The sequence below is a fragment of the Pseudomonas guariconensis genome, assembly GCF_024127895.1.
GTDB classification, from domain to species: Bacteria; Pseudomonadota; Gammaproteobacteria; order Pseudomonadales; family Pseudomonadaceae; genus Aquipseudomonas; species Aquipseudomonas guariconensis_B.
The window spans coordinates 106,492-123,936 of record NZ_JAMYBK010000004.1; the positions used below are offsets into that span (position 1 = coordinate 106,492).

Annotated in this window: 14 protein-coding genes, 4 tRNA genes and 1 pseudogene; 16 read left to right on the plus strand and 3 right to left on the minus strand. The window is 66.3% G+C overall.

What is annotated here, in order from left to right; translation table 11 throughout:
- Positions 1–47: 47 nt before the first annotated feature.
- From NJF35_RS06865 to NJF35_RS06935, 15 genes are all read left to right on the plus strand, one after another.
- Positions 48–2,714 (plus strand): FimV/HubP family polar landmark protein, encoded by a 2,667-nt coding sequence (locus NJF35_RS06865; protein WP_225787025.1) that lies wholly within the window; start codon positions 48–50, stop codon positions 2,712–2,714.
- 271 nt (positions 2,715–2,985) lie between these two features.
- Entirely contained in the window at positions 2,986–3,840 is an 855-nt protein-coding gene (gene truA / locus NJF35_RS06870) for a tRNA pseudouridine(38-40) synthase TruA (protein WP_253090870.1), read from the plus strand.
- 60 nt (positions 3,841–3,900) lie between these two features.
- Positions 3,901–4,521: a phosphoribosylanthranilate isomerase gene (locus tag NJF35_RS06875; RefSeq protein WP_253090871.1), complete on the plus strand. Its 621-nt coding sequence runs from the start codon at positions 3,901–3,903 to the stop codon at positions 4,519–4,521.
- A 252-nt stretch (positions 4,522–4,773) separates the two neighbouring features.
- Positions 4,774–5,667, plus strand: coding sequence for an acetyl-CoA carboxylase, carboxyltransferase subunit beta (gene accD, locus NJF35_RS06880; protein WP_225787022.1), 894 nt, complete (start codon positions 4,774–4,776; stop codon positions 5,665–5,667).
- Positions 5,667–6,974, plus strand: a complete 1,308-nt coding sequence (gene folC, locus NJF35_RS06885) for a bifunctional tetrahydrofolate synthase/dihydrofolate synthase (RefSeq protein WP_253080969.1) — start codon at positions 5,667–5,669, stop codon at positions 6,972–6,974. Before accD ends, folC begins: the two co-directional genes overlap by 1 nt.
- Positions 6,958–7,611 carry an SPOR domain-containing protein gene (locus NJF35_RS06890; protein WP_225787020.1) on the plus strand — a complete coding sequence of 218 codons (654 nt, stop codon included), beginning with the start codon at positions 6,958–6,960 and terminating at the stop codon, positions 7,609–7,611. The genes folC and NJF35_RS06890 overlap by 17 nt, the downstream gene beginning before the upstream one ends.
- A 172-nt stretch (positions 7,612–7,783) precedes the next feature.
- A complete protein-coding gene (locus NJF35_RS06895; RefSeq protein WP_225787019.1) occupies positions 7,784–8,338 on the plus strand; it encodes a CvpA family protein in 555 nt (184 codons plus the stop codon).
- A 42-nt stretch (positions 8,339–8,380) separates the two neighbouring features.
- Complete coding sequence (purF, locus tag NJF35_RS06900) at positions 8,381–9,886, plus strand: amidophosphoribosyltransferase (RefSeq protein ID WP_253080971.1); 1,506 nt, start codon at positions 8,381–8,383, stop codon at positions 9,884–9,886.
- A 15-nt stretch (positions 9,887–9,901) separates the two neighbouring features.
- Positions 9,902–11,113 (plus strand): O-succinylhomoserine sulfhydrylase, encoded by a 1,212-nt coding sequence (locus NJF35_RS06905; RefSeq protein ID WP_225787017.1) that lies wholly within the window; start codon positions 9,902–9,904, stop codon positions 11,111–11,113.
- Positions 11,110–11,883, plus strand: a complete 774-nt coding sequence (locus NJF35_RS06910; RefSeq protein WP_225787016.1) for an SDR family oxidoreductase — start codon at positions 11,110–11,112, stop codon at positions 11,881–11,883. The genes NJF35_RS06905 and NJF35_RS06910 overlap by 4 nt, the downstream gene beginning before the upstream one ends.
- Positions 11,884–12,081: 198 nt before the next feature.
- Positions 12,082–12,157 (plus strand) — tRNA-Val (locus NJF35_RS06915).
- A 79-nt stretch (positions 12,158–12,236) separates the two neighbouring features.
- Positions 12,237–12,313: transfer RNA gene (locus tag NJF35_RS06920), tRNA-Asp, on the plus strand.
- A gap of 102 nt (positions 12,314–12,415) precedes the next feature.
- Positions 12,416–12,492: transfer RNA gene (locus NJF35_RS06925), tRNA-Asp, on the plus strand.
- Between the two features lie 138 nt (positions 12,493–12,630).
- Positions 12,631–12,707: transfer RNA gene (locus NJF35_RS06930), tRNA-Asp, on the plus strand.
- A 200-nt stretch (positions 12,708–12,907) separates the two neighbouring features.
- Positions 12,908–13,828: a DUF2242 domain-containing protein gene (locus NJF35_RS06935; RefSeq protein ID WP_253080973.1), complete on the plus strand. Its 921-nt coding sequence runs from the start codon at positions 12,908–12,910 to the stop codon at positions 13,826–13,828.
- A gap of 235 nt (positions 13,829–14,063) precedes the next feature.
- Here NJF35_RS06935 and NJF35_RS06940 read toward each other — a convergent pair whose 3' ends face one another.
- The 3 genes and pseudogenes from NJF35_RS06940 to NJF35_RS06950 form a co-directional block, all read right to left on the minus strand.
- Positions 14,064–15,107, minus strand: a complete 1,044-nt coding sequence (locus NJF35_RS06940; protein ID WP_253080974.1) for an AraC family transcriptional regulator — start codon at positions 15,105–15,107, stop codon at positions 14,064–14,066.
- A 4-nt stretch (positions 15,108–15,111) separates the two neighbouring features.
- Positions 15,112–16,233, minus strand: coding sequence for a carbon-nitrogen hydrolase family protein (locus NJF35_RS06945; RefSeq protein WP_253090872.1), 1,122 nt, complete (start codon positions 16,231–16,233; stop codon positions 15,112–15,114).
- A 272-nt stretch (positions 16,234–16,505) separates the two neighbouring features.
- A pseudogene (locus NJF35_RS06950) lies at positions 16,506–16,843 on the minus strand (alpha/beta fold hydrolase); the annotation flags it as partial.
- A 132-nt stretch (positions 16,844–16,975) separates the two neighbouring features.
- Here NJF35_RS06950 and NJF35_RS06955 point away from each other — a divergent pair.
- Positions 16,976–17,440 carry a MerR family transcriptional regulator gene (locus NJF35_RS06955; RefSeq protein WP_225787012.1) on the plus strand — a complete coding sequence of 155 codons (465 nt, stop codon included), beginning with the start codon at positions 16,976–16,978 and terminating at the stop codon, positions 17,438–17,440.
- The last annotated feature ends 5 nt before the right edge of the window (positions 17,441–17,445 follow it).

Consider the following 17,445-nt stretch of genomic DNA (forward strand, 5'->3'; position numbering starts at 1 on the left):
CTGCGCCATTCGCAGGTTTCGGGACGATTCTTACAAGGGAAGAGGTCATGCTTCGAATTCGCAAACTGGTTCTGGCCATGGCGGCAGCCTCGGCGCTGTCGTCCGGCATGGCGAATGCCCTCGGGTTGGGTGAGCTGACCCTCAAGTCGGCGCAGAACCAGCCGTTGGATGCCGAGATCGAGCTGCTCGACGTGCGCGACCTTACCGCCGCCGAAGTCGCACCGAGCCTGGCGCCACCTGAAGAATTCGCCAAGGCGGGGGTGGCCTATCCGTCCTATCTCGAGGACCTGACCTTCACCCCGGTGATCAACCCCAATGGCAAGAGCGTGCTACGGGTGACCTCCAGCCAGCCGCTGCCAGCCCCGGTGGTCAAGTTCCTGGTCCAGGTGATGTGGCCCCAGGGCCGTCTGCTGCGCGACTACAACGTGCTCCTGGACCAGGCCCAGGCACAGGGCGAACAGGCGGGGGCAGACAGCATCGCGCCTGCGCTGAGCGGGGCGGGCAGCTACACCACCAAGCGCCGCGACACGCTCTGGCAGATCGCCGCGCGTCATACACAAGGGGGCTCGGTCCAGCAGACCATGCTGGCGATCCAGGCCCTGAACCCGGACGCCTTCATCGGCAACAACATCAACCAGCTCAAGGTCGGGCAGGTCCTGCGCCTGCCCGACCAGCAGCAGATCCAGGGCATTCCCCAGGGCGAGGCGATCAGCGAGGTGGCCGAGCAGTATGCCGCCTGGCGCGAGGGCCGGCGCCTGGGCCCACCCGCCCGCCAGCTGGACGCGACCCGGCGCGGCGCGGCCGAGGCGGCGCCGGCGCGTATCGCCCAGGGCGATAACCTGCGCCTGGTCAGCCCAGGCAACCAGGCCGGTGCGCAGGATGCCAAGGCCCTCAGCGACCAGCTGGCCGTGGCCCAGGAGAGCCTGGACACCAGCCGCCGCGACAACGAAGAACTCAAGAGCCGCATGGCCGACCTGCAGAGCCAGTTGGACAAGCTGCAGCGCCTGATCGAGCTGAAGAACGACCAGCTGGCCCGCCTCGAGGCGCAAGGTGGGGCCGGGCAGACCCCGCCGCCGGCTGCGTTGCCTGGCGAACCTGCACCCGCGCAGCCGCCCGCCGAGGCCCAACTGCCCCCAGCCGAGCCAGAAGGCGAACCTGCGCCGCAGGCGGCTGCCGAGCGTGAGGCCGGGCAGCAGCAGGGCGTGCTCGACGAGCTGCTCGGCAACCCGGTGCTGCTGGGGCTGCTGGCCGGTTCGGCGTTCCTCGTCCTGTTGTTGCTGTTGCTGCTCCTGGCACGCAAGCGCAAGGCCCAGCAGGAGGCCGAGAAGCACCTGCGCATGGCTCGGGCGCTGGCTGAGGAAAGCGAGCGCAGCCCAGACCTGGACCTGCCTGCGGGCAGCTTCGACGGGCTGGATGTGTCGGCGCCGAGCGTGAAGCTGGCGCCGGCCGTGGTGGCGGCGTCGGCAGCCGCCGCGGCGGCTGCCGAGAAGCCTGCCGCACAGACGGTGCAGGCCGCTGCGCCAGTGGTTGCGCCGGCCGAGCAGGACCTGACTGGCCAACTGCTGACCGAGGTCGAGCAGAGCCTGGCCCGTGGCCGCTTGAATCATGCCGCCGATCTGCTGGAGCCAGCGGTGGCCGCCGAGCCCCAGCGCAGTGATCTGCGCCTGAAGCTGATGGAAGTCTACGCTCGCCAAGGCGACCAGACCGCCTTCGCCGAGCAGGAACGCCAACTGCCGTCTTCCGAGCAGAACAAGGCGGTGGTCGATTCGCTCAAGGAGCGTTTCCCGGCGATGCTCGGCATTGCCGCCGCTGGCCTTGGCGCTGCGGCGCTGGCGGCCGAGATGGATGAGCAGTATGTCCAGGAACTGCTGCAGGACAGCGACCTGAAGCCGACTGTCGAGGAGCCGGAGCCCGTCGCTGAGGCAGCGCCATCCCCTGAGCCCGGGGCGGAGCCAGAGGTGGTCGATGAAGCGCCGGCGACCGAAGAGGACGACCTGGACAGCGCCTTCGACCTGAGCCTGGGTGACGACCTGCCGGTGGAGGATCCGCTGGATCCACCGATGCTGGACACGGCAGAGGCGCAGGTCGATGAGCAACAGGCACAAGAGGCTGCCGAGCCCGAGCCTGAGTCAGTGGCCAGCGAGACCGATGCCGACGCCGATGCCGATTTCGAGGCGCTGCTGGCCCAGGCCCAGGTCGAGCCGCAGACCCAGGACGACCTGGCTGATTTCGACCTCGACGTCGGTGAGCCTGCCGCTGCGGCGCCCACCGAGGATGAGCCGGTGGATGTGGCCGCGGAACTGGCTGCCTTCGACGAGATCCCCGAGTTCGACCCGATCTCCGAGCTGGAGCTGCCGGAGGACTTCGACCTGTCCCTGTCGCTGGACGACGACTCCCAGGCGGCCAAGCACTTCGCCTCGGAGCTGGACGATGTCAACGCCGAGCTGGACAAGCTGTCGCAGAACCTCGAGTCGCCTTCGCTGGAGCCGCACTTCACCGCCGAGGACGCGGCGCGCGAACCCGAGCCGCTGGACGACCTGGACTTCGACTTCTTCTCCGGCACCGACGAGGTCGCCACCAAGCTCGACCTGGCCCGCGCCTACATCGACATGGGCGACCACCAGGGTGCCCGCGACATCCTCGATGAAGTGGTCAAGGACGGTAGCGACGACCAGCGTCAGGAAGCCGAGGAGATGCTCTCGCGTTTGGTGTGACGCCTGCTGGTTGCGTGTAGCGGCCTTGTGGCTGCTGCGCAGCCGATCGCGGGCAAGCCCGCTCCCACAGGGGGGCGTTGCCTTTTCGGCCTCTGTTCCCTGCGCGACAGCGCAGCCCGAAGGGCTCGGTGATCTCCCACAGGGTCTTCTGCGGAACACCTGATGTGTGAACACCGTCGGCCCCTGTGGGGCTTGCCGGCAATGTCCGCCCAGGCACCGCCGTTGCCGCTATAATGCCCGCCTTCCCGTTTCACCCACAGGTTTCGCTTCCTTGGACATCAACGACAACGACACGGCCGAATCGGCGGCCGAAGGCTACTCCCGCATCGCCCTGGGCGTGGAATACAAAGGCTCGCGCTACCGCGGCTGGCAGCGCCAGGCCAGTGGCGTGCCCAGCGTCCAGCAGGCCCTGGAGCAGGCGCTGTCGAAGGTGGCCGACTCGCCGGTCTCTGTGGTCTGCGCCGGGCGCACCGATGCAGGTGTGCATGCCTGTGGCCAGGTGGTGCATTTCGATACCCGGGCCGTGCGCGACGAGCGCGCCTGGACCATGGGCACCAACTTCAACCTACCCCACGACATCAGCGTCACCTGGGCACGGCCCATGCCCGCGGACTTCCATGCCCGCTTCAAGGCCACGGCGCGGCGCTACCGCTATGTCATCTACAACGACCCGATTCGCCCCGCGCACCTGGCCGAGGAGGTGACCTGGAACCATCGCCCGCTGGACATCGCGCCCATGGCCGAGGCCGCCAGCTTTCTGCTGGGCACCCATGATTTCAGCGCGTTCCGCGCCAGCCAATGCCAGGCCAAGTCGCCGGTCAAGCACATCCATCACCTGCGCGTCACCCGCCATGGCCGGATGATCGTGCTGGACGTGCGCGCCACCGCTTTCCTGCACCACATGGTGCGCAACATCGCCGGCGTGCTGATGACCATCGGCGCCGGCGAGCGCCCGGCCACCTGGGCCTGCGAGGTACTGGAAGGGCGCAACCGCCGCGAAGGCGGGGTGACCGCCCATCCCTACGGCCTGTACCTGGTGCAGGTGGAGTACCCGGAGACGTTCGTCCTGCCGCAACGTTACATCGGCCCACACTTTCTCACCGGCTTCGAAGCGCTGGCCGACTGACGGGCGAAACGTCATTTGCTAACATCCGGCCTTTCACCGATCACTCAGGGTTCGCTTTCCATGAGCAACGTTCGCAGCAAGATCTGCGGAATCACCCGCGTCGAGGACGCCCTGGCCGCGGCCGAGGCCGGCGCCGACGCCATCGGCCTGGTCTTCTACGCCAAGAGCCCACGCGCGGTGGACGTGCGTCAGGCGCGGGCGATCATCGCCGCGTTGCCGCCTTTCGTGACCACGGTCGGGCTGTTCGTCAATGCCACCCGCTGCGAACTCAACGAGATTCTCGAAGCGGTGTCGCTGGACCTGCTACAGTTCCACGGCGACGAAACCCCGGCCGACTGCGAAGGCTACCAGCGCCCCTGGATCAAGGCCTTGCGGGTGCGCCCCGGTGGCGATCTCGAGGCCGCTTGCCGGCAGTATGCCGGCGCCCGCGGCATCCTCCTGGATACCTATGTGCCCGGCGTGCCCGGCGGCACCGGCGAGGCGTTCGACTGGTCGCTGGTGCCTGCTTCCCTGAGCAAGCCGATCATCCTCGCCGGCGGGTTGTCGCCGGACAACGTCGGCCAGGCCATCGCCCAGGTGCGCCCGTTCGCGGTGGATGTCAGCGGTGGTGTCGAGCAGGCCAAGGGCATCAAGGATGCGGCGAAGATCGAGGCCTTCCTGCGTGCGGTGAAGCAGGCGTGACAACGGATGTGACGGCGGGGCGCGCGCCATCGTCCATAGCTTTCGCAGCCCGGTGCTGCCAGGCCCGCCCTTGCGGCGGGCTTTTGCAGGGCGCCGGCATGACAGATTGACGATGGCCCGGCTGCCTGGCCGGCCCCGCCCCGTGCGGGCCCCGGAGCCGGTCCATCATCGTTTCATTGAAGAACATGAGCTCAAGGGCAGGGCATGGCCGGCCAGACTGGTCCCCGCCCGCCGATACTGGAGAAAGAAAGCATGAGCAACTGGTTAGTCGACAAACTGATCCCTTCGATCATGCGTTCCGAGGTGAAGAAGAGCTCGGTGCCTGAAGGCCTGTGGCACAAGTGCCCGGCCTGCGAGGCCGTGCTGTATCGTCCGGAGCTGGAAAAGACCCTGGATGTCTGCCCCAAGTGCAACCACCACATGCGCATCGGCGCACGCGCGCGCATCGACATCTTCCTCGATGCCGAAGGCCGTGCCGAGCTGGGCGCCGACCTGGAGCCGGTCGACCGCCTGAAGTTCCGTGATGGCAAGAAGTACAAGGACCGCCTGGTCGCTGCCCAGAAGCAGACCGGCGAGAAGGACGCCCTGGTGTCGATGAGCGGTACCCTGATGGGCATGCCGATCGTGGTCAGCGCCTTCGAATTCTCCTTCATGGGGGGCTCCATGGGCGCCATCGTCGGCGAGCGCTTCGTGCGTGCGGCCAACTATGCCCTGGAGCATCGCTGCCCGATGGTCTGCTTCTCCGCCTCTGGCGGTGCGCGCATGCAGGAAGCGCTGATCTCGCTGATGCAGATGGCCAAGACCTCGGCCGTGCTGGCACGCCTGCGCGAAGAAGGCATTCCGTTCATCTCGGTGCTCACCGATCCGGTCTATGGTGGTGTGTCCGCCAGCCTGGCGATGCTCGGCGACGTCATCGTCGGCGAGCCCAAGGCGCTGATCGGCTTCGCCGGCCCGCGAGTGATCGAGCAGACCGTGCGCGAGAAACTGCCGGAAGGCTTCCAGCGCAGCGAGTTCCTCCTCGAGCACGGTGCCATCGACCTGATCATCTCGCGCGGTGAACTGCGTCCGCGCCTGGCTCGCCTGCTGGCGCAGATGACCGGTCAGCCGACGCCGGCAGAAGCCCTCGAGGCGGCTGCCGTCGCGTGATGAGCCCACGTACTCTGGGCGACTGGCTCGCCTACCTCGAGCAGTTGCACCCCTCGGCCATCGACATGGGCCTGGAGCGTTCGCAACAGGTGGCTGCGCGGCTCGGGCTGGGCAGGCTGGCACCCCGGGTGGTGACGGTCACCGGCACCAACGGCAAGGGCTCGACCTGCGCCTTCGTCGCCGCGTTGCTCCAGGCCCAGGGTCTCAAGGTCGGCGTCTATGCCTCGCCGCACCTGCTGCGCTACAACGAGCGGGTGCGCATCGATGGCGTCGAGGCCGGCGATGAGCAGCTGTGCCAGGCGTTCGCCGCGGTCGAGGCCGCGCGTGGCGAGATCTCCCTCACGTACTTCGAGATGGGGACCCTGGCGGCGTTCTGGCTGTTCCAGCAGTCGGCGTTGGATGCCGTGGTGCTCGAGGTCGGCCTGGGCGGGCGGCTGGATGCCGTGAACCTGGTGGATGCGGACCTGGCGCTGGTCACCAGCATCGGGGTCGATCACGCCGACTACCTGGGCGACAGCCGCGAATCCGTGGCCTTCGAGAAGGCCGGGATCTTCCGCCAGGGCAAGCCGGCCCTGTGCGGAGACCTGGAGCCGCCGCAACCGCTGCTGGACAAGGCCCGCGAACTGGCCTGCCCGTTCTTCCTGCGCGGCCGTGATTTCGACCTGGCCAGCACCGACCAGTACTGGCAATGGCGCGGCAGCAAGGCCGATGGCCGTGTCGTGGAGCTGCACGACCTGCCGCTGCTCGACCTGCCGATGGAAAATGCAGCCTTGGCCCTGCAGGCCTACCTGCTGATGGATCTGCCCTGGGAGGCCGGGCAGATTCGCCAGGCCTTGCTGTCGACCCGCGTCACCGGTCGCCTGGATCGCCGTGTGCTGCACTGGCAGGGCAAGCGCCTGGAGCTGCTGCTGGATGTGGGGCACAACCCCCATGCCGCGCAGTACCTGGCCCAGCGCTTGGCCGCACGGCCCGTCGGCGGGCGGCGCCTGGCGGTGTTCGGTCTGCTCGCCGACAAGGATCTCGAAGGCGTCGTCGCGCCGCTTGAGGGGCTGGTCGACCACTGGGCGGTGGCGCCGTTGGATACCCCGCGCAGCCGGCCGGCTGCGGAGCTGGCGGCAGCCTTGACGAACCTGGGTGCCTCGGTGAAGTCTTATGCCAGCGTCGATGCTGCCCTGGAAGGGCAGTGCGCGCAGGCGGCGGCGGATGACCAGATCCTGCTGTTCGGTTCGTTTTTCTGTGTCGGCCAGGCCCTGGAATGGCTCGAGCGGCAGGCCCCGGAGGGTGGAGTAGATGGCAGTGCTGGATAAAGGGATGAAGCAGCGCATGGTCGGTGCGCTGGTGCTGGTGGCGCTGGCGGTGATCTTCCTGCCGATGCTGTTCACCCGCGAGGATGAGATGCGCCAGGTGCGCGTCGAGGCGCCCGAGGCGCCGGCCATGCCAAGCCTGCCCCAGGTGCAGGTCGAGCCGGTTGCGGTGCCGGAGCCCCAGCCGTTGCCGGAGGCGCCGGAGCAACCGCCGGTGGTCATCGACGAGTCTACCGGGCCAATGACGACGCCAAGCCAGCCGATCGCGCCGGCCCCGTCCGCGCAAGCGCCGGTCGCCAAGTCGCCAGCCCCGGCGCCGAAGACCGAGAACCGTCCGGCACCTGCGGCAACGGCCACTGCCCCCAAGCCGGCCACGCCCTCCAGGATCGACGCCAACGGCCTGCCGGTGAGCTGGTCGATCCAGCTGGCCAGCCTGTCCAACCGCGCTGGCGCCGACAACCTGCAGAAGACCTTGCGCAGCCAGGGCTACAACGCCTACATCCGTTCCGTCGATGGCATGAACCGGGTGTTCGTCGGGCCGCTGGTCGAGCGCGCCGAGGCCGAGCGCCTGCGCGATGTGATCAACCGCCAGCACAACCTCAAGGGCTTCGTGGTGCGCTTCCAGCCGGAGCGCAGCTGAGCTGCACGACAACTGCCCTGCAGGGCGCACTGCCCCTTGTAGGAGCGGCCTTTCCGGGGCACCGGACCGGCAAGGCCGCTCCTACAAGGGTTCGCGTAAACCCGACATTCCGCTTACCCCCAGCCCGCCGCTCTGGTAAAATGCGCCGCCTCAAACGTCTGTAGGCAACACCGTGGCATTTACCTGGGTTGATTGGGCGATCATCGCGATCATCGCCATTTCCTCACTGATCAGTCTCAAGCGCGGCTTCGTCAAGGAAGCCTTGTCCCTGCTCATCTGGATCATTGCCGGTGCGGTCGCCTGGATGTTCGGCGGGTCGCTGTCGCAGTACCTGGAAAGCTACATCCAGACACCCTCGGCGCGCATCATCGCCGGCTGTGCCATTCTTTTCGTCGCCACCCTGCTGGTGGGGGCCATGATCAACTTCCTCATCGGCGAGCTGATCCGCGTGACCGGGCTGTCCGGCACCGATCGTTTCCTCGGCATGGCCTTCGGCGCCGCGCGGGGGGCCTTGCTGGTGGTGGTGGCCATCGGGCTGTTGAGCCTGGGGCCGGTACAACAGGACCCGTGGTGGCAGGAATCGCGCCTGATACCACAATTTCTATTGGTCGCTGACTGGTCGAAGAACCTGATCCTGGGGTTCACCAGCCAGTGGATGTCCAGTGGGATCAGCGCACCGGCTGATCTTCCGTTCCAGGAACAGTTGCTCGGGCCCAGCAAGCCCTGAGCGCTTTTCACTCAAGTTTCATCAAAGTAGGGGTTGCGTCGCATGTGTGGCATCGTCGGTATCGTCGGTAAGTCGAACGTCAATCAGGCGCTGTATGACGCGCTAACCGTGCTCCAGCACCGCGGCCAGGACGCTGCCGGTATCGTGACCAGCCACGACGGCCGGTTATTCCTGCGCAAGGACAACGGCCTGGTGCGCGACGTCTTCCAGCAGCGCCACATGCAGCGCCTGGTCGGCCACATGGGCATCGGCCACGTGCGCTACCCGACCGCGGGCAGCTCCACCTCGGCCGAGGCCCAGCCGTTCTACGTCAACTCGCCCTATGGCATCACCCTGGCGCACAACGGCAACCTGACCAACGTCGAGCAGTTGGCCAAGGAGATCTACGAGTCGGACCTGCGCCACGTCAACACCAACTCCGACTCGGAAGTGCTGCTGAACGTGTTCGCCCATGAGCTGGCCGTGCGCGGCAAGCTGCAGCCGACCGAGGAAGACGTGTTCGCCGCGGTTTCCCACGTGCACAGCCGCTGTGTCGGTGGCTATGCCGTGGTGGCGATGATCACCGGCTACGGCATCGTCGGCTTCCGCGACCCCAATGGCATCCGCCCGATCGTCTTCGGCCAGCGCCACACCGACGAAGGCGTCGAGTACATGATCGCCTCGGAAAGCGTCGCACTGGACGTCCTCGGCTTCACCCTGATCCGCGACCTGGCGCCGGGCGAAGCGGTGTACATCACCGAGGAAGGGCAGATGCACACCCGCCAGTGCGCGAACAATCCGAAGCTTTCGCCGTGCATCTTCGAGCACGTCTACCTGGCCCGCCCGGACTCGATCATGGACGGCGTCTCGGTGTACAAGGCGCGCCTGCGCATGGGCGAGAAGCTGGCCGAGAAGATCCGCCGCGAGCGTCCGGACCACGACATCGACGTGGTCATCCCGATCCCCGACACCAGCCGCACCGCGGCGCTGGAGCTGGCCAACCACCTGGGCGTCAAGTTCCGCGAAGGTTTCGTCAAGAACCGCTACATCGGCCGTACCTTCATCATGCCCGGCCAGGCCGCGCGCAAGAAGTCCGTACGCCAGAAGCTCAATGCCATCGAGCTGGAGTTCCGCGGCAAGAACGTGATGCTGGTGGACGACTCGATCGTGCGCGGCACCACCTGCAAGCAGATCATCCAGATGGCCCGCGAAGCCGGGGCGAAGAACGTCTACTTCTGCTCCGCGGCCCCTGCGGTGCGTTACCCCAACGTCTACGGCATCGACATGCCGAGCGCTCACGAACTGATCGCCCACAACCGTACCACCGACCAGGTGGCCGAGTTGATCGGCGCCGACTGGCTGGTCTACCAGGACCTGCCTGACCTGATCGAATCGGTCGGGGGCGGCAAGATCAAGATCGAGCATTTCGATTGCGCGGTGTTCGACGGTGAATACGTCACCGGCGACATCGACGAAGCCTACCTGGAGCGCATCGAGCAATCGCGCAACGACGCGGCCAAGGTGAAGAACCAGGCCGTCAGCGCGATCATCGACCTCTACAACAACTGATTTGGGAGCGACGGCATGACGGATCAATGGGATGCCGGGCGACTGGACAGCGACCTCGAGGGTGTCGGTTTCGACACCCTGGCGGTGCGCGCCGGTCAGAACCGTACACCGGAGGCAGAGCACAGCGAAGCGCTGTTCCTGACCTCCAGCTATGTCTTCCGCACCGCCGCCGATGCGGCCGCGCGCTTTGCTGGCGAGACGCCGGGCAACGTCTACTCGCGCTACACCAACCCGTCCGTGCGCGTCTTCGAGGAGCGCCTGGCGGCGATGGAAGGCGCCGAGCAGGCCGTGGGCACCTCCACCGGCATGGCGGCGATCCTTGCCGTGGTCATGTCGCTGTGCAGCGCCGGCGACCATGTGTTGGTGTCGCAGAGCGTGTTCGGTTCGACCATCAGCCTGTTCGAGAAGTACTTCAAGCGTTTCGGCGTGCAGGTGGACTACGTGCCACTGGTCGACCTGGCCGGTTGGGAAAAGGCCATCAAGGCCAATACCAAGCTGCTGATCGTCGAGTCGCCATCCAACCCGCTGGCGGAACTGGTGGATATCGCCGCGCTGGCCGAGATCGCCCACGCCCGCGGCGCCATGCTGGTGGTGGACAACTGCTTCAGTACCCCGGCGCTGCAGCAGCCGCTCAAGCTCGGCGCTGACATCGTGTTCCACTCGGCGACCAAGTTCATCGACGGCCAGGGCCGTTGCATGGGCGGCGTGGTGGCCGGGCGCAGCGAGCAGATGAAAGAAGTGGTGGGCTTCCTGCGTACCGCAGGGCCGACCCTCAGCCCATTCAACGCCTGGATCTTCACCAAGGGCCTGGAAACCCTCAAGCTGCGTATGCGTGCGCACTGCGAAAGCGCCCAGGCGCTCGCCGAATGGCTGGAGCAGCAGGAGGGCGTGGAGAAGGTCCATTACGCCGGCCTGCCAAGCCACCCGCAGCACGAACTGGCCAAGCGCCAGATGAGCGGCTTCGGCGCGGTGGTGAGCTTCGAGGTCAAGGGCGGCAAGGAGGGCGCCTGGCGCTTCATCGACGCCACCCGGATGATCTCCATCACCACCAACCTGGGTGACAGCAAGACCACCATCGCCCACCCGGCCAGCACCTCCCACGGTCGCCTGACACCGCAGGAGCGTGAGGCGGCGGGTATCCGCGACAGCCTGATCCGCGTTGCCGTCGGCCTGGAAGACGTCGCCGACCTGCAAGCCGACCTGGCGCGTGGGCTGGCGGCGCTGTGATCGACTGGAAGGGCGGCGAACCGGACCATAACGGTCGGGTAGCCCTGGTCACCGGTGCCGCGCGCGGCATTGGCCTGGGCATCGCCGCCTGGCTGATCTGCGAAGGTTGGCAGGTGGTGCTCAGCGACCTGGATCGCCAGCGTGGCGCGAAGGTGGCCAAGGCCCTTGGCGACAACGCCTGGTTCGTGACCATGGACGTCGCAGACGAGGCCCAGGTCAGTGCCGGCGTGGCCGAGGTGCTGGGGCAGTTCGGCCGCCTGGATGCGCTGGTGTGCAACGCGGCGATCGCCAATCCGCACAACCAGACGCTCGAAAGCCTGTCGCTGGCCCAGTGGAACCGGGTGCTGGCGGTCAATCTCAGCGGCCCGATGCTGTTGGCCAAGCACTGTGCGCCGTATTTGCGCGCCCATGGCGGGGCCATCGTCAACCTTGCCTCGACCCGTGCCAGGCAATCGGAGCCGGACACCGAGGCCTATGCCGCGAGCAAGGGTGGCCTGGTGGCGCTGACCCATGCCCTGGCCATGAGCCTGGGCCCGGAGATTCGCGTCAACGCCGTCAGCCCGGGTTGGATCGATGCACGCGACCCTGCCGAGCGGCGCGCCGAACCCTTGAGCGAGGCCGACCATGCCCAGCATCCAGCGGGCAGGGTAGGGACCGTGGAAGACGTCGCTGCCCTGGTGGCCTGGCTGCTGTCGCGCCAGGCGGGGTTCGTCACCGGCCAGGAGTTCGTGGTCGATGGCGGCATGACGCGCAAGATGATCTATAGCTGAGCCAAGCGGCAAGAAGGGACCGAGAAGGTCCCTTTTTCGTTTTTATGGATCTAGCATCGACGGGGAGGGCAGCGGGCTTTTTCTTGCCGCTTGCTGCTCGACGCTTGCTGCTTGTTTGAAAAAAAATTCAATGGGGCTATTGACTTAGCTCCGGTACCTGCGTAAATTTCGCGGCCTCAGCGAAGCAAACGCACCAACGGGTGGTTAGCTCAGCCGGGAGAGCATCTGCCTTACAAGCAGAGGGTCGGCGGTTCGATCCCGTCACCACCCACCACTTCCTGAGATTGTTCCTGACCCAGGCCGATTCGTACGATGAAGCCAATTGAGAGGAACCGGACGCAAGTCCACAATGCGCAGCGGTAGTTCAGTCGGTTAGAATACCGGCCTGTCACGCCGGGGGTCGCGGGTTCGAGTCCCGTCCGCTGCGCCACTTTTCTTCAGATGGGTGCTGGTCACCGGTCTGGGGTCTGAAGAACCGGCAAGGTCTTCAGGCCAGATCCCAGTTTCAATCAGGCGCAAGCCTGAACGATACGCAGCGGTAGTTCAGTCGGTTAGAATACCGGCCTGTCACGCCGGGGGTCGCGGGTTCGAGTCCCGTCCGCTGCGCCATCTTCGCTTCGAGGCCCTTGAACTTCTCGAAGCAACACAAGAAGCGATCGAGCATCGCTTTTTTTGTGCCTGCCTTTTGTGCGATCGCCGCTGGAAGGTCAGATCCCAGTTTCAATCAGGCGCAGGCCTGAGCGATACGCAGCGGTAGTTCAGTCGGTTAGAATACCGGCCTGTCACGCCGGGGGTCGCGGGTTCGAGTCCCGTCCGCTGCGCCATCTTCGCCTCGAGGTCCCTTGAACACCTCGAAGCTCGCCAGAAAGCGACCTCAGGGTCGCTTTTTTGCTTTCCGAGGCAGCTTCCACTGGCTACCTGACGAGCGATCATGAATTTTGCCTGGTGAGACGAGCGTCGCGGTTTCAGTGATGCGCCAGGTGTTGCACAATAAGCACCGTTTGTCCTACCCCCGGAATCCACGATGTCCAGATCATCCGTCTTCGGTGCGCTCGGGCTGGCCCTTGTGCTGGCGGGCGTATCCGGTTGTTCCTCGAAGAAACCCGCAGTCTACGAGCACGAGAACTTCGACGACTCGGGCACCTTCTCGCGCAGCTTCCCGGTCAGCGAGGCCGGCTCCTGCGAGGCGGCCCGGCGTGCCCTGCTGAGCCAGGGCTACATCATCACCAGCAGTGGCGCCAACCAGGTCAACGGCAACAAGAGCTTCCAGCAGAACAGCGAGAACCACCTGCAGATCAGCTTCAACGTCACCTGCGCCCCCGACAGCAACGACGAGCAGGGTTCGACCATGTTCGCCAACGCGCTGCAGGACCGCTACACCCTGAAAAAATCCAATACCTCGGCCAGCCTGGGCGTAGGTGTGCTCGGTTCGGTGTCGATGCCGATCGGCTCGACCGACGACTCCATGGTCAAGGTGGCCAGCGAGACGGTGACGGCACCGCAGTTCTACGATCGCTATTTCGCCCTGGTGGAGAGCTACCTGCCCAAACCCAAACTGGCGAAGAAGGCAAAGCCCAAGGCCGAGGCGCCCAAGGCCGAGAAGCCGGCTGCCGACCTTGGCTTGCCGGAGCAGGTGCAGGCCCCGGTTGCCCCGCCGGCGGCCATGCCGGTGGCAGCCCAGGCTGTCCCCTCGGCACCAGCCGCACCTTCCCTGGCCGAGCCAGCGCCTGCCCAGCCCAGCGCGAGCGAGGCCGTGGAACCTGGCGCGGCTGAAGCACAGGCCGCGGCGCCGGCCAGCGAGGTGCCGACGGCGCCCACGGTGGACGACAGCCAAGGCTCCCAGCCGATAGCACCCCCCAGCGATCCGGCGCCGATCCAGGTGCAGCAGGAGCTGCCGGCAACCGAGGCGGAACCCGCCCCGCAAGCCTCGCCTGAGCCCCTGTAGCGGCGCTCATCCGCTGTTACAGGTGCGATGGGATAACTTCCAGGAGGCCTGCTACGTTTACCACTCATGGAGTTGTCATGATTCCTTCACCTGGCCAGCCTAGGGTGGCGGCATGACCCGAGAGTGCAAACGAGTGAAGAGGACGCAGGCCTATGGATGAGTATCAGGAAGAGCTGCTCGAAGACCAGGCATACCAACTGGATACCCCCGAGCCGGCGGACGACGCCACCGAGCTCTAAGTGCCCGCCCGCCGCTGGTTGCGGCGAAACGCCCCCGGCGTCAGGCCGGTCCAGCGCTTGAAGGCGCGCTGGAAGGCCTCTGCCGAGGCGAACCCCAACAGATAGGCGATCTCGCCAAAGGCCAGCTCCGTATCGCGGATGTAGGTCTCGGCCAGGTCGCGTCGCGTGTCGTTGAGCAGGTCGCGAAAGCGGGTGCCTTCCTCGGCCAGCTTGCGGCGCAAGGTCCAGCTCGGTAACTGCAGGCGCTGCGCCACTTCTTCCAGGCTCGGTTCCCGCCCGCCGTTGAGCAAGGGGCCGAGCAGGTGGGTGATGCGTTCGCCCAGGCTGCGGATGCGGGTGCGCTGGGCCAGTTCCGCTTCGCACAGCTGCAACAGGTGCTGCCACGTGCTTGGGCAATGCTGCGGGTTGGCGCGTTCCAGGGTGGCCCGGCTCAGGCGCAGTTGGTTGTTGGCGGCGCCGAACTGCACCGGCGCGCAGCACAGGGCCTGGTACTGGGCGGCATAGGCGGGCGCCTCGAACTCGATTTCCATGCGCTCGGCCTGCACCGGCACGCCGGCCAGGCCCGACAGTTGCGCCAGCCAGCCGGCCAGCAGCGAGTCGACCACGAAGCGGTTGTAGGCGTTGTAGGGGCTGATGGAATAAAAGCGCAGCCAGGCGCCCTGGGCGTCTTCGATGAAGCTCGAACGGCCCCGATAGTTGGCCGCGTACAGCGGCTCGAAGCGCAGCAGGGTGCGTGCCGCCTCGCCCAGGCAGGGCGCCTGGGCCGCGGTGACGCCGGCAAGGCCGGCTTGGGCCAGGCGGCTCAGGCTGCCCATGCGTAGCCCCAGGGCCGGATCGCCACAGCGCTCGATGGCGGCATGGCCCAGGTGCATGTAGCGCGGGATCGACAGGCGTGCGCCGGCCTCGCCCAGGCGCGCGGCATCCAGCCCATAGCGGAGCAGCAAGGGCGCCGGGTCGTGGCCGAGCTGGCGCAGCGCCTCGTCCAAGGGCTGGACGAAGCCTACCGAGAGGTCACCCAGGCGTACGCGGGGGCGTGGCATCGCGTCACAGCCACAGGTTGAGCAGGCGGGCGCCGTGGCTCGGGTTGCCGGCCAACTGCTCGCCGGCACGGTTGGCAAAGCCCTGCCCATCGCTGCCCAGCTCCCAGAACTGGCCACGCAGGAACACGCTCATGCTGGTGGCCCCGGCATGGGTGGCGCCCAGGGTCAATTGCTGCCAGGCCGTCTGCTCGCTGACCTCGCCGCGCTGCAACGGCAGCTCGGCCGCGGCTCGCTGGTGGCGATTACCACGCCAGGGGGCGCTCCAGCTGTCCTTGCCACTGAGGAATGCCGGGTTGGCGATCAGCTCCACCGACTGACGGGCCAACTGCCGATGGTTTTCTGGATACCAGCTGTCGCTGCCCACCAGCACGCCGAGACGCCCTGCGGGGGTCTGCAGCACTTGCAGGGGATGCTGGCGTCCGTCCTGGACATAGCGGCGCATCTCGCTGTCCGGGTACTGCTGGCGCTGCGGCTGGCCGAGCACCGAGCCGTCGCCGGCGAAGACCAGGCTGCTGTTGAACAACGGGCCTCTGCCGGTGCGCAGCACGCCGTGTTCGACATGGGGGGCGGGCAGCACGATGGAGCCGGCCACCAACGTCACGCCGAATTCCTTGGCCAGGCCGCCGAACAACTGCTGGTAGTCGGCGGCCATCTGCTGCGCCTTCATGCGCAGGTGGGCGTCGGCGCGGCGGTCGTCACCGGTGGCGCCGAGCATGGCCAGGCCGTAGCGCAGCGGGTTGCTCAGCTCCAGCCACTGCCACGCCTCGCGGCGCTGGGTGACCTGGTACAGCTCGTTCTTCTCGCCCCGGGCCCACAGCCAGGTGCCGATATGCTCCGGCAACACCACCACGGTGCGCGGGCCGACCAGCCCCAGGGCGCGGGCCTGTTCCAGGTAGGCGGAAAGCTTGCGGTGCAGGCGTTGCAGGTTCTGGTAGTCGCTGGGGTAGAGCAACGGCTCGATGCCCAGCAGGTTGCCCTGTTCGCCCGGCACCCCGTGGTTGAGCGCCAGCTCGATGCGCAGGTCGGAAAGGTAATGGCCTTCCGGGCGTTGCTGGGTCCAGAAACCATAGCCGCAGAGGGCGGCGATCATCACCAGCGCCAGGGCGCCTGCCAGGAGTTTTCGCATGAAGCTTTAGTTTTCGCTGGGAACGGGAATGGCCACGTGGAAAATCGAACGGATACTGGGCATTTTTCCACGAAACCTCGGGCGCTCGATGCATTGAATCTCGAACGATGGCCCTGTTCAACACCTGAAAACGACTGATGCACCAGGGGCTGCAGGGTTACGGAAGGGTAAAGGATAAGCCTGGTCGATGATAGGGTTTGGACCTGGGTCAATGCCAGTGGCCTGGGCGCTTAAAAGGCTGGAGTGGGCGGCTTGCACTCGCACCGCAGGGTTCAGCTAAGGATGAAGGCCAGCAGGTCGGCGTTTATCTCGTCGGCGTTAGTGGTCGGCATGTCGTGGGGAAGCCGGCGTAGGTCTTGAGTGTGCCGTTACGCAGCAGCTTGGCGCAGAGCGGGCCTGAGTTGTCATAGGGCACGATCTGGTCGTCATCGCCATGCATCACCAGCACCGGCACCGTCACGCTTTTCAGGCTTTCGGTGAAGTCGGTCTGGGAGAAGGCGACGATCCCGTCGTAGTGCGCGATGGCACAGCCCATCATGCCCTGGCGCCGCCAGTTGAGGATCACGCCCTGGTCCGCTTTGGCGCCTGGGCGGTTATAGCCATGGAACGGGCGACCACAGCCTTGTTATGAGCTAAGTGCAACGGGTCGGGGGGGGGGCTTCAGCCACTTCGCCCCTTGGCTCTGCAGGACTCCAGGATTAAAGTGCACTTTAAGGTCAATCCATTTCAGAAGGTGTGTCCCATGAGAATCGGAGAGCTGGCCAGGATCACCGGCCTGGCCCCTTCGCGCATCCGCTTCTACGAGGCGAGCGGGCTGATCCAGTCGGTCGCGCGCAAGGCCAACGGCTACCGCGATTATTCGGCCGACGCGGTGTGGGTGCTGGAGATGATCACCAGTGCCCAGGCGGCCGGGTTTTCCCTGGAAGAGATCCGCCACCTGTTGCCGGTCGATTCGAACGGTTGGCAGCATGACGAACTGCTCCAGGGGCTCAAGCGCAAGGTCGAGGAAATCGAAGTGCTGCAACAGCGCCTGGCACACAACAAGGAGCAGTTGCTGCTGGTGATCGATGTCATCCAGAGCAAGCCCGAGGGCATGCCGTGCGTGGACAATACCCAGCGGGTGTTGAATCGGCTGCGCGAAGAGATCGCCCTGGGCAAGGCGAGCGTTGCGCCTGCACATGAGCAAGCTGGCAGGGCGCTGAAGTAGGGCGG